12 protein-coding genes and 1 tRNA gene are annotated in these 12110 nt (G+C 58.9%); 3 read left to right on the top strand and 10 right to left on the bottom strand.

From position 1 onward, the window contains the following. Nucleotides 1-3 precede the first annotated feature (3 nt). From TAN611_RS15060 to TAN611_RS15030, 7 genes are all read right to left on the bottom strand, one after another. Nucleotides 4-792, bottom strand: coding sequence for an ABC transporter ATP-binding protein (locus tag TAN611_RS15060; RefSeq protein ID WP_203066664.1), 789 nt, complete (start codon nt 790-792; stop codon nt 4-6). Then, a complete protein-coding gene (locus TAN611_RS15055) occupies nt 786-1784 on the bottom strand; it encodes an ABC transporter permease (RefSeq protein ID WP_105231766.1) in 999 nt (332 codons plus the stop codon). The genes TAN611_RS15060 and TAN611_RS15055 overlap by 7 nt, the downstream gene beginning before the upstream one ends. Then, a complete protein-coding gene (locus tag TAN611_RS15050) occupies nt 1765-2814 on the bottom strand; it encodes an ABC transporter substrate-binding protein (RefSeq protein ID WP_111736811.1) in 1050 nt (349 codons plus the stop codon). The genes TAN611_RS15055 and TAN611_RS15050 overlap by 20 nt, the downstream gene beginning before the upstream one ends. Then, nucleotides 2811-3779 (bottom strand): ABC transporter substrate-binding protein, encoded by a 969-nt coding sequence (locus tag TAN611_RS15045; RefSeq protein WP_203066663.1) that lies wholly within the window; start codon nt 3777-3779, stop codon nt 2811-2813. Before TAN611_RS15045 ends, TAN611_RS15050 begins: the two co-directional genes overlap by 4 nt. Then, nucleotides 3766-4959 (bottom strand): acyl-CoA dehydrogenase family protein, encoded by a 1194-nt coding sequence (locus TAN611_RS15040; RefSeq protein WP_203066662.1) that lies wholly within the window; start codon nt 4957-4959, stop codon nt 3766-3768. Before TAN611_RS15040 ends, TAN611_RS15045 begins: the two co-directional genes overlap by 14 nt. Nucleotides 4960-4983: 24 nt before the next feature. After that, nucleotides 4984-6066, bottom strand: a complete 1083-nt coding sequence (locus TAN611_RS15035; RefSeq protein WP_105231762.1) for an LLM class flavin-dependent oxidoreductase — start codon at nt 6064-6066, stop codon at nt 4984-4986. A gap of 173 nt (nt 6067-6239) precedes the next feature. Further along, nucleotides 6240-7127: a LysR family transcriptional regulator gene (locus tag TAN611_RS15030; RefSeq protein WP_203066661.1), complete on the bottom strand. Its 888-nt coding sequence runs from the start codon at nt 7125-7127 to the stop codon at nt 6240-6242. A 110-nt stretch (nt 7128-7237) separates the two neighbouring features. Between TAN611_RS15030 and TAN611_RS15025 the strand changes: the two genes are divergently transcribed. From TAN611_RS15025 to TAN611_RS15015, 3 genes are read left to right on the top strand one after another with little or no spacing between them, the layout of a single operon-like run. After that, on the top strand, nt 7238-7837 hold the full coding sequence (locus TAN611_RS15025; protein WP_105231760.1) for a cysteine dioxygenase: 600 nt from the start codon (nt 7238-7240) through the stop codon (nt 7835-7837). A gap of 2 nt (nt 7838-7839) precedes the next feature. After that, entirely contained in the window at nt 7840-9420 is a 1581-nt protein-coding gene (locus TAN611_RS15020; RefSeq protein ID WP_203066660.1) for a rhodanese homology domain-containing protein, read from the top strand. A 45-nt stretch (nt 9421-9465) separates the two neighbouring features. Beyond that, a complete protein-coding gene (locus tag TAN611_RS15015; protein ID WP_232251568.1) occupies nt 9466-10422 on the top strand; it encodes an ABC transporter substrate-binding protein in 957 nt (318 codons plus the stop codon). Nucleotides 10423-10664: 242 nt separating this feature from the next. Here TAN611_RS15015 and TAN611_RS15010 read toward each other — a convergent pair whose 3' ends face one another. From TAN611_RS15010 to TAN611_RS15000, 3 genes are all read right to left on the bottom strand, one after another. Then, complete coding sequence (locus tag TAN611_RS15010; RefSeq protein WP_203066659.1) at nt 10665-10883, bottom strand: hypothetical protein; 219 nt, start codon at nt 10881-10883, stop codon at nt 10665-10667. Continuing rightward, nucleotides 10873-11523: a hypothetical protein gene (locus TAN611_RS15005; RefSeq protein ID WP_203066658.1), complete on the bottom strand. Its 651-nt coding sequence runs from the start codon at nt 11521-11523 to the stop codon at nt 10873-10875. Before TAN611_RS15005 ends, TAN611_RS15010 begins: the two co-directional genes overlap by 11 nt. 281 nt (nt 11524-11804) lie before the next feature. Further along, nucleotides 11805-11880: transfer RNA gene (locus TAN611_RS15000), tRNA-Asn, on the bottom strand. Nucleotides 11881-12110: the final 230 nt, after the last annotated feature.

The following is a 12110-nucleotide window of genomic DNA, read 5'->3' as shown; positions in this document are numbered from 1 at the left end:
AAGTTACCAATCGATCTCCTGGCCGAGAATTTTCAGAATGTCCTGCCGGTGTTTAATCAGCAGCGGGGCGTCCCGGTGGCGCGGGTAGGCGAGCGGCACCGTAAACTGCGCCAGAATCCGGCTCGGACGCGGCGACAGCACGATCACCCGATCGCACAACAGCAGCGCTTCTTCAATATCGTGCGTGACCAGCAGGCTGGTGTAGCCCTGGCTTTGCCACAGGTTAATCAATTCGCGCTGCATACTGATGCGGGTCAGCGAGTCCAGTTTTCCCAGCGGCTCGTCGAGCAACAGTAGGCGCGGCTCGTTGAGCAGCGCGCGCGCCAGCGCGGCGCGCTGGGCCATGCCGCCGGAGAGTTGCTTCGGGTAGGCGTTGGCGAACTCGTTAAGGCCGATACGGCTAATCAGGCTGTCGGCCCGTTGCTCCTGGCCGCTCAGCCCCTGCGCCTGCGGCCCGAGCAGCACGTTCTGCCGCACCGTCCGCCAGGGGTAGAGCGTGGGATCCTGGAAAACCAGAATGCGCTCGGGGCTGGGGGCGCCGAGCGGGCGGCCGTCAGCAAGCAGTTGGCCGGTCTGCAGCGGTTCCAGCCCGGCCAGCAGGCGCAGCAACGTGGATTTCCCGCAGCCGGAAGGGCCGAGCAGGGCGACGCTTTCACCGGGGGCAACGTTCAGGCTGATGTTATCCAGCACGGCTATTTCCCGTTGCCCCAGGGTGAAGCGGTGGCTGACGTTGCGCACGTCAACCGCCGTCCCTCTGGCGTTTATCCGGGCCTGTGCGGCTTGCGCTACCATTTCATCACTCCTTTTTGCCAACCGAGCAGCCGATCGCGGACGAAAAACAGCAGGCCGATCAGCCCTGAACACAGAAAGGCCATCACAAGCAGCGCTGCGTACATATTGGGATAGGCCGCCCAGCCCTGCGCCCACTGCAGATAAAAGCCGATGCCTGCTTTCACTCCGACCATCTCAGCAACGATCAGCACTGAAAACGACGCCCCCAGCCCCATAAACAAGCCGACAAACACGCTGGGCAGGGCGGCGGGGATCGCCACGTGGAAAATTAAAAAGCGCTGGCTGGCGCCGAGGGTGCGCGCCACCTCGTAGTAGGCTTTATCGATGTTGGCGACGCCCGACCAGGTGAGCACGGTAACCGGGAACCAGGTCGCCAGCGCGATCAGGAACACGCTGGCGGCAAAGCTGCTGGGGAAAATAAACAGGCACAGCGGCAGCAAGGCGGTTGAGGGCACTGGCCCGAGAATGCGCAGTATCGGGTGCAGCCAATAGCCGATGCGCTGCGACCAGCCGATCGCCACGCCGCTGACAAAGCCGCTCAGGGTGCCGATCGCGACCCCCAGCAACAGTAACGATAGCGAGTGATACAGGCTGTTCAGCAGGCGCGGCCAGTCGGTGAGGTAAACCTCAATCAGCGCCTGCGGCGGGGCGAAAAACGGCACCGGCAGCAGCCCGGTTTTCGCCGTGAGCAGCTCCCACAGGCTGAAAAACAGCGGCAGCGCGATCAGCCACTGCCCGGCGCGCTGTAAGCGCTGCCCGCGGCCGCGCCAGCGCCGATAGCCAAGCGCCAGGGCCAGCAACGCCACCCCGAGCGTCAGCTGCAGACAGGACCAGGCCCGGCTGTATGGCCATTGGCGGCTGGCGTCAGGCCAATAGGTGGTGATAAGCCCGGACGCCAGCCACGCGGCGGCGGCCAGCAGGCCGGTAAGCCAGATCCGTTCGCCGGCGGTTTTCTCTCTTTTCAGAGTGCTATCAAGCAAATACGTTGGCATAGATGCTCTCCGCAAATTGGTGGGCATCGGTACCGGGTTTAATTACCTGTACCCGCTGTAAATCGCTGACGTATTGGGTCAGCTCTTTGACGAAGGCTTCCCCCACTGCGTGATGCCCGTGGGCCTGGCCATGGATAATGCCGGCCACTTCTTTGACATTGGTGTTTAACGCGTGGGCCATAAAGGCGTCGGCAACGCTTTCCGGGTGCTCTGCCGCGTAGCTGTGGGCATCCAGCAGCGCCTGGGTTAACGCCGCCGCTGCGGCCTTGTGTTTACGCGCCAGCGATCCGCTGACGCCAACCACGCAGCAGCTGAGATTGGCGTATTCCCCGGTCATATTGCTTGCCAGCAGTTGGTATTTGCCGCTCGCCAATAAGCGGTAGCTAAAGGGTTCGCTGCCGCTGATGGCGGCAATTTCCTGCTTATCCAACGCGACGCTCAATAAATCGGCGGGATAAACCTTCCACTGCACGTCGGCGATCGGGTCTACGCCGTGGCGTTTGAGCAGGATGGCAAAAAAGTTTTTGTCCGGGCCGGCCATATCGGTCACGCCGATGGTTTGTCCTTTCAGCTTGTCCAGGCTGGTAAAGGGCGCATTTTTGGCGGTCAGCAGATTCAGGCAGCCGCCGTGGGTGCCGGCGGTGAGCTTGACGTCAAAACCTTGCTCCAGCGCCTTCAGCCAGCGCAGCGCCATGCCGATGCCGGCGTCGGCTTTGCCGGTGGCGATCGCTTCCAACAGCAGATCGGTCGAGTTGCCGAAGTTGACAAATTCAACGTCCAAATTGTACTTGCTGAAGAAGTGCTGCTGCTCCGCCACGGTGACGGGAGCAATACATATCGCGCTCTGGTTGATGGCGAGTTTCAACTTATAAGGCGCGGGCAGGCGCAGTGCGTTGCCGCCCTCCTGATGCATGGCGGTCATATCATGGGCGAACAGCGTCGGCGATAGGGCGGCCAACGCGGGGGCTGCCAGCAGGCTGCCTCCCAAACTGAGAAATCTGCGGCGTGAATACTGGGCAAGGTGTTTCATGGCTGACCTTCCTGTGGCGTTTGCGGCGGCACGCTAAAGCCCTTATCAAAGGTATGAGTAACGTCAAGCGGTTGCCGGATCAGCCCGTTAGCCTGATAGAAATCGGCCGTGGCCTGCTGTTGGCGCACGGTCTGTGCGTCAATCGGTTGCCAGCGTAGTTGGCGGTTGGCGAACTGCTCGCGGGCGATATCGGGCGGGAAACGGATAATTTTTCCCAGCGTTTTGCCGTAGCTGTCGAGGTTGGCGTAGGCCCAGCGCTCCGCATTGGCCAAGCGGCGGAGATAATCCTGCAGCGCCTGGCGTTTGGCGCTATCGCGCAGCGTGACATCGGTGGCCGCCAGGAAGGTATTCCCCGGCAGCAGACCGCTACCGCTGACCAGCACATGCCCTTGCCCGGTTTTAACCAGTTGGGTGGTGTAAGGCTCCCAGGTGGCCCAGGCGTCGACCGAGCCGCTGAGCAGCGCGATCTTGGCATCCACGGGGCCTAAAAAGACCAGCTGTACGTCCGCGGTTGTCAGGCCGGCCTGTTGCAGCGCCTTCAGCGCCACGAAGTGGCCGATCGAACCTTTACCGGTGGCGATGCGCTTTCCTTTCAGGTCCTGGCCGCTTTTCAGCGGCGAGTTCTCGCCCACCAGCACCGCGGTGCCCGCCGGATTGCTTTTATCCACGGCGACCGCTTTCACCGGTGCGCCCTGCGCAAGGGCAAACAGCAATGGCGCATCGCCGATAATGCCGGCGTCGACCGCGCCGGCGTTCAGCGCTTCGGCAAGCGGGGCGGCAGCGGGGAACTCGGCCCATTTGATATCGTAAGGCAGGTTGGCGAGTTCGTTGGCCGCTTCCAGCTGTGAACGCATCCCGCCTTTTTGATCGGCGATATGCAAGGTGATACGTGCGTCGGCGAGCAGCGGCAGGCCTGCCAGGCCTAGCAGCAATAGGGCGCCCAGGGGGGATTTAATACGCAACATGTTGATTATCGTCCTGTGGTCTTAACGCAGCCTGGCCGGCTTTGATCCATGCGCTGTCGTTTTGTGGGGTATGTACCCGTCCGCAGAGTACGTTACGGTAGTGGCGTTCCAGCGGGTTATGGCGCGTCAGGCCGTGGTTGCCGCTCTGCGTCAGCGCTTTTTCCACCGCCGCTATCGCATTTTCGGTGATGGTCACTTTCGCCAGATTGGCTTGTTCCGTGCTGAATGCCTGCGCCGCAGCCTGACGCAGCAGGCTCTGATTGACCAGCAGCAGGCCGTCGATTTGCCCAACGGTTTCCTGTACGCGGGCCAGGCTGGCTAACGGTGCGCCCAGACTGGTCGGCGTCCGTTGTTGCAGCCAGGCGATCAGCCAGCGGCGCGCCGCCTGTGCAATGCCGTCATAGATGGCCGGCAGCAGGGCGGCGTGCGCATTGGCGGCGGCCCGGATCTGCGCCGTATCCGGCGGCGGCGGCCGATCGGCCGGGTAAATATCCGCCGCATGGCTCAACGGCACCGTCACATCGTGCAGGATCACCTCATGGCTGCCGCTGGCGCGCATGCCCAGATGATCCCAACTGCGTTTAATGGTGATGCCCGGGCTGTTGCGCGGCACCAGCCAGGTGCCCACCTGCGGGTTGGCATCATCGCTGCGCGCCCAGATGGCCAGCCAGCTCAGCCCGTCAATGCCGGTGGTATAGAGCTTGTGGCCGTTGAGCCGCCAGCCGGCCGAGGTGCGGGTCGCCACGGTGCGGGGCAGGCCGCCGCGCGCCGGGGAACCCAGTTCCGGCTCGACCCGCAGGCTGTTGATGAGCGCCCCGTGTTGAACCGCGCTTTGGCTGATTGCGCAGCGCAGCGCTTCTGACCACTTGGGATTGGCGGCCAGGCGCAGGTGGTGCAGGTACTGCATGCAGACGATCAGCGCCGTTGACGGTTCGCCCTGTGCGATGGCGCTGACAACCTGCTGCAGAGTGGGCAGGTTGGCGTCGGCGCCGCCATAACGCTGCTCACAGGCCAGGCCCAGCAGCCCATATTCATGCAGCAGGGCCAGATTGGCGTGCGGGAACTCGCCGCTGCGATCCAGCGCTGCGGCCTGCTGCGCCAGTTGCTCGGCGATCTGCGCGAGCGGCGCCGGTATGCGCTGTCGCCGCGCAAGGAGAGGGATAGACTGAACGGAGCTCATACGAGGTGCCTCTTCCGTAGGCCATCAGGCGCTTTGTTTGGCGTTGCGTTGGGCGATTTTGGCACGGGCGATCGGCAACAGTGCTTTACCGTATTCCTGCGCGTCATTCAGGGGATCGAAGCCGCGGATCAGGAAGTTGCGCACGCCCAGATCGTAGTAATCAAGCAGCGCATCGGCCACCTGCTCCGGCGTGCCCACCAGCGCAGTGGAATTGTGCCCGCCGCCGACCAGTCTGGCGATGCCGGTCCACAGACGTTTATCCACCACGTCGCCCTGCGCCACGGTTTGCTGCAGGCGTTGCGCGCCCACGCTGTTGGGCTTGTTCTTATGGCTCACGCCGGTTTGCGCGGCATGTTCGGTGGCGACATGCAGGATCTCTTCGGCCTTTTCCCAGGCCTGCGTTTCGGTGTCGGCGATAATCGGCCGGAATGACACGCTGAAGTCGATGTGGCGCTGGTGTTTGGCCGCTTCGGCCCGTACACGCTGGATGGTTTCCTGGGTTTGCGCCAGCGATTCGCCCCACAGGGCAAACACGTCGGCGTGCTTGCCGGCCACGGCGATCGCTGCGTCTGATGAGCCGCCGAAAAAGATCGGGATATGGGGTTGTTGCAGCGGTTTTATTGCCGAAAAGGCCTGCTCGACCTGGTAAAAATCGTTAGCGGCGTCAAACGGTCGTTCCTGAGTCCAGACCTGACGCACAACGTCTAAAAACGCATCGGTGCGGGCATAGCGCCGATCGTGATCGAGGTAGTCGCCGTCGCGGCGCTGCTCGGCGTCGTTGCCGCCGCTAATGATATGCACCGCCAGGCGACCGTTCAGCAGATGTTCCAGCGTGGCGAATTTGCGCGCCGCCAGGGTCGGCGAGACAAAGCCCGGACGGTGTGCCAGTAAGAAGTTGATTTTTTGCGTGGATAGCCCGGCCAGCGCCGTGACTAAAAAACCGTCGGGCTGATCGGACCAATGCCCGACCAGCAGGCGGTCAAAACCGGCGGCCTCGTGGGTCTGCGCAAAGCGCACAATGTAGTCGCGGTCAAATATCGGGCCTGCCGGGGGGATGATTTCCGAAGACAGGCGGTGGCCGATCATGCCTAAAAATTGGACGCTCATTAGAACTCCTTGCCAGGATGCGTGATAGGGTTGGGCTGCCGGCCAAAGGTTTGGCGATAAGCAGCGTTGTTTTTATACCCTATACGCGATGCTCTAATGATCTAAATGCATTTTTATCATATCTTAATATGCGAAAAGTTAATTATAACTCTAACTTGTTATTTTTAATCTCATTAATCGCGAAGCGACTGCACGATCTTCTCGGCAAAAAAGGTAGTGGGCCGCTGCAGGTTGCCCAGTCCCGGGCTGCTGACCTGCCACAGCTGGACCTTCGGCTGGAAGTCGGTCAGCTCAACAATGGCGATCTCGTCCTGATGCGGGCTATGGGTTAATGCGGCCCGGGGCACCAGCCCGAGCCCCAACCCCTGGGCCACCAGGCTGATTTGCAACTGCGCGCCGGCGGTTTCCACGTTGATTTTCAGCCCGAGCCCCTGCGACTGCAGGTCGCGGTTTAAGCCGGCGCGCAGGCCGCAACCGTCGGGGTTCAATACCCAGCCGTGGTGTGCGCAACGGCCGAGACGGCTGGCGTTGAGATTAAGGTTTTTGCCGGCGATCACCACAACCTCCAGCGGGCACAGCGCCTTGGCCGTCAGACTGTCATCAAAGGTTTGCTGAGCCGGCCCCATGGCGAGCAGGCTGTCCAACTCAACGTTTTCCAGGCGCTTTATCAGCTGCCCGCCCCAACCGCAGACCACCTGCGGGCGCAGTTGCGGGTAATGTTCGCCGAGGGCCAGCAGCGCCGGGCGTAAGGCAATTTCACTCAGGCTCTGCGGAATTCCCAGGCGCAGCGGGCCGCGCGGTTCCGCATCCTGATTAAGCAAACTTTCCAACCGCTTGGTTTCGCGTTTGATCGTCAGGCACTGCTCATAGACGCGATGGCCGATGGCCGTCAGTTTAAGCGGTTTGGTTTGGCGATCCAGCAGCGTGGTGCCCAGGCTCTGTTCAAAGCTTTGCAGACGGCGGGTCATGGCGGATTGGCTAATGCCAAGGTATTCCGCGGCCTGGCTAAGAGAAGCGAATTGCACCACCGCCAGCAGTGCGTCAATGTCGTCTGTACGCATGAAAACTCTCTTTATGTGAATAATGCATTTTAGTTTATTACAAAAATGCATTTAGATAATAAAAACTTCTTTGTTAGCGTGATAGGCACGGTTTCAGACAGGAAAACCCTATGACAGTGCCATTACGCTTAGACCGTTTACGCGGGTTCATCGAACAATTGGCCCGACTGCATCAACAGCCGCTGGGCGATACGGCGCGGCTGGAACAGGCGGCGCAATGGCTGTCCGAACTGGTCAGCCAGGATGACTGGCTGGCCGAAGAATACGCCCGCCCACACCCTCAGCATTACCAGCAGTACCTGCTGCACGTTGATTCCGCCCAGCGCTTTTCCATCGTCAGCTTTGTTTGGGGGCCGGGGCAGGTTACGCCGATCCATGATCACCGCGTGTGGGGACTGATTGGCATGCTGCGCGGCGCCGAAATCAACCAGCGTTACGTGCTCGACGGCCAGGGCGTGCCCCGGCCCGAAGGCGGCGCCGAGCGGTTAACCGCCGGGCAGGTGGTGAAACTGTCCGAGCAGGAGGGCGATATTCACCAGGTCAGTAATGCGTTTAACGATCGCGTATCAATCAGCATTCATGTGTACGGCGGCAATATCGGTGCCGTCAAGCGGGCGGTGTATGGCGAAAGTGGCGCGGTGAAGCCTTTTATCTCCGGCTACTCGAACACCCAACTGCCTAATATCTGGGATCTTTCTAAGGAAGTATAAGTATGTCTGCCTTTGTTTACCGTGATTTTTCCACCCTGCGCGCCGCGTTGTTGGCACGGCAGGAGTTGGCGTTGATCGATGTGCGCGAAGAGGCTGAATTTGCGCAAAGCCACCCGCTGTTTGCCGTCAATATTCCGCTGAGCAAGCTGGAGCTGGAGGCCTACCGGCGCATTCCGCGCCGTGGCACCCCCATTACCGTTTACGACAACGGTGACGGACGGGCCGAACAGGCGGCAGCGCGGTTACGGCAGTTCGGCTATGGCGACGTCGCTCTGCTGGCCGGCGGTCTGGCGGGCTGGCAAGCCGGTGGCGGCGAGCTTTTCCAGGACGTCAATACGCCAAGCAAGGCCTTTGGCGAGCTGGTGGAAAGCCGCAGGCATACGCCATCGCTGACCGCGCAGCAGGTTAAGGCGCTGATCGATCAGCATGCCGATGTGGTGATCGTCGATGCGCGCCGTTTTGATGAATACCAAACCATGAGTATCCCCACCGGCACCAGCGTGCCGGGGGCGGAGCTGGTGTTGCGGATCAACGCGTTGGCGCCGGATCCCAATACGCAGGTGATTGTTAACTGCGCCGGGCGTACCCGCAGCATTATCGGTACCCAGTCGTTAATCAATGCCGGCATCAGCAACCCGGTAGCGGCGCTGCGCAATGGTACGATCGGCTGGGAGCTGGCGGGGTTTGCGCTGGAAAGCCAACAGCAGCGCCGCTACCCGGACGGCGTGGAGAATCGGGCGCAGGCTCAGCAACAGGCCCGGCGGGTGGCGGACGCGGCCGGTGTCGTGCGTATCGATCGCGAGACGTTTGGGTTGTGGCGGCAGGATACGACGCGCACCACCTATCTGTTTGATGTGCGCAGCCCCGAGGAGTATCACGCCGGGCATGTGCCGGGCAGTGATAGCGCGCCGGGCGGGCAATTGGTGCAGGAAACAGATCACTATGCCAGCGTGCGCGGCGCCCGCGTGGTGCTGGTGGATGATGACGGCGTGCGCGCCAACATGAGCGCCTCCTGGCTGGCGCAGATGGGCTGGGAGGCGGCGGTGGTGGACGGGCTGTCCGCCGCCGACTTTACCGAGCAGGGCGGCCCGGCGGCGCAGCTACCGCCGTCGCCGCCGACGGATGACATCACCCCGGCGCAGTTGGCCGCACTGCTGGCGAAGGAAGGCACGGTGCTGCTGGATTTCACCACCAGCGCCAACTATGTGGCGCGCCATATTCCCGGTGCGTATTGGGTCATCCGTTCACAGTTGCCGCTGGCGCTGGAAAAACTGCCGCCGGCGGAACGCTATGTTGTGACCTGCGGCAGCAGCCTGCTGGCGCGCTATGCCGTGCCGGAAGTGGCCGCGCTGACCGGCAAGCCGGTGCAGCTGCTTGCCGGCGGCACCCAGGCGTGGATAGCTGAAAACCGGCCGTTGGAAAAGGGCGAAGGGCGGTTGGCCGCGCCGCGCATCGATCGCTATCGCCGCCCGTATGAAGGCACCGACAATCCGCGTGACGCGATGCAAGCGTATCTGGACTGGGAGTTCGGATTGGTGGAACAGCTGGCGCGTGATGCAACCCATGGCTTTAACGTGCTCTGACCCATCGGACAATACGCATCACCGTCACTGATAAAGAGGAAAAGTATGGCGCAGTTTTCTGTTTTACTTAGGGTTGTGGGGCTGGGCGCCATGTTATTGACGGCGCCGCTGGCACAGGGGGCGATCGGCGACGCCAAACTGGTGCTGGGCGATCAGGCCCGCGGGCTGCGCAGCCTGGTGGAGGCCGCCGGCGTGATGAAAGATGCGCCTTATCAGTATCAATGGGCCAATTTCCAGGGGGCGGCGCCGCTGTTTGAAGCGCAGCGCGCGGCCGCCGTAGATACGTCCTATGCCGGGGATCTGCCGGTATTAATGGCGGCGGCGGGCGGGGTGGATTTTAAGCTGATTCAAACCAACGTCGGCTATGGCCAGTCTAACGGGATTATTGTGCCGAAGGATTCGCCGTTGCACAGCGTTCAGCAGTTGAAAGGGCAAACGGTGGTGGTTTCCTCCGCGCGTGGCAGCATCTCGCAAAACTTGCTGTATGCGGCATTACAGGAGGCCGGGCTGAAGCGGGAAGATGTGAAGGTTCAGTTTGTGATGCCCACCGATGCCAGCGCGGCGTTTAGCACCGGCAGGGTGGCGGCCTGGGCGGTTTTTGATCCCTATTTGGGCGTTGCGGAGCAAAGCGGCGCGCGCCTGCTGCGTGATGGTCAGGGATTAACGCCGTCGCTCGGTTTCCTGACCGCCACGACGCGCTCATTGGCCGATGCGGACAAGCGAGCGGCCATCAAAGATTTTGCCGAACGCGTCGCCAGAGCACGGCAGTGGGCGATCGACCATCCGGAGGAATACGCCAAGGTTTACGCTCAATTGACGCGTTTACCGCTGAAAACCGCCCGGCACATTGCGGGTCGGACGTCAAAGGGCGCGCATAGCGTCAATCAACAGGACATTCAGGTGCTGCAGCCCGTGGCCGATTTGTTTTATCAGTTAAAGATTCTGCCAAATCGCGTGACGGTTAATGACCTGATCGATAAGGAGTTTAGCTTGATTAAATGAACAGCGGATGGGACTCAGTGGTGGCGATGCCTGTTTCCGGGTTTGGCCGCCCATTTTTCCGATACGGCGGAGGACATCACAATGCACCGGGAGGTGTTTTCACGCTCGCTGATTGAATTGTAAGTATGCCGCATGCGCTGCTTGCAGAATACTCAACCGTGAAACAGCCGCTCAACGTGGGCTGAGTTCTAAAATATAACTCAGCCCACGTTGAGCGCTCATAAAACTAAACGATTAAAACTTTACTCTTCTGGTCTTTCGGGGAGAAGCTTAACAATAAGATATACAACAGCTATACTAACAGCAATATATATAAATCTTTCATGCCATGTTTCAAAGTGGAAGAACCAATAGATACATAAAAAAACTAATACTCCGCCAAGTAAAGAAACAGAGTACTCCAGAAAACTATGGAATATGCGTTTTCCGATTGGTAACTTTCCTTTTTTATCATTTCCCATAATTAACCTCTTTCTCTACAAGCTCTAGAATCTGATTGAATGCTGCTTCTCCCTGCGTTCTTCTCACTCTTAATGCTTCAACAAAAGGATGTAAAGCCGGCTCAACAATAAAATAAAGGAAGTCATAATTTTTTGGGCGCAACGCGTTATATATTTTTGGTTCAGTGCGTTGAAGCCTTTGAGACGTATAAATGCTACGTTCTGCCATGCCTCCTGCTAAGAGCGTATTGCCGACAATGCCACCTCGCAGAGCGATCATAAGAGTACTACGTTGAGCTATAGATGTTGCTATTTTTTTTGATATTATGGAGTTGGTGACTGTACGACCCACTATAGACGATCCGATTTTAGCGTAAATGTTATCTCTTTTGTTTTTCGGTACGTATTGATTGAATTTTTTTAATATGGTTTCTATTGTGTTTATAAAGCTTTCATTTTGAAGAATGCCAAAGCGAACCGCCTTAATTAACCTGATGCGTTCCGTGTCTCTGTTATATCTGGATTCTGTATTCAGATAACCATAGGCCAGATAACCTAAGTCTTGAGGTACGGATAATACACCGTGCACAAAACCAATTGCCGTTTCGGGAGAAACAATAATCTTCGCGATGCGTTTTGCTATCTCTTTGTAAGTACTCATTAAGATTCCCTTCTTATCTATTTTCGTTAGACTAAAACAAAAATAAAATAAAAACAACTCCAATTTTAATTTGTAATTTTTTCACGCACTGAAAATAAATGAACTATCAATATGGCAATTAATTGACCCTGGAAATACCGGTAACAATGAATCAATCACCGTTTACGATTGAGCAATTGACCGGGTGAATGATAAAGCGCGTAGGCTGACTGAAGGGGATAGTCTATATATAGAAAAGCAAAAAGCCCGCTTAAGTTGCCTTAAGCGGGCTTTTCTAAATATGGCTCCTCTGACTGGACTCGAACCAGTGACATACGGATTAACAGTCCGCCGTTCTACCGACTGAACTACAGAGGAATCGTTTGAACGGGGCGCATAATAGCGAGGCGGCAGGGGCTTGTAAAGCATGAAAAAACGCATTTTGACGCGTTTGCTGTAAGAATACCCAACCTGCTGCATTATTGAGTGATTGGGCGTGTTTCTGCGGGCGGCGCTGCTTCTTTTTGGTGCAGCGCGCCGGCGTAGCCGGCCTTCGGCGGCGGGCGGCGGCGGCCGGAGTGCGCCGGTTTTCCCTGCCTTTTTAGCCT

Source organism: Serratia sp. Tan611 (assembly GCF_905188235.1).
In the GTDB taxonomy this organism is placed as follows: domain Bacteria; phylum Pseudomonadota; class Gammaproteobacteria; order Enterobacterales; family Enterobacteriaceae; genus Serratia_B; species Serratia_B rhizosphaerae.
This window is presented reverse-complemented; position numbering and strand designations above follow the sequence as displayed.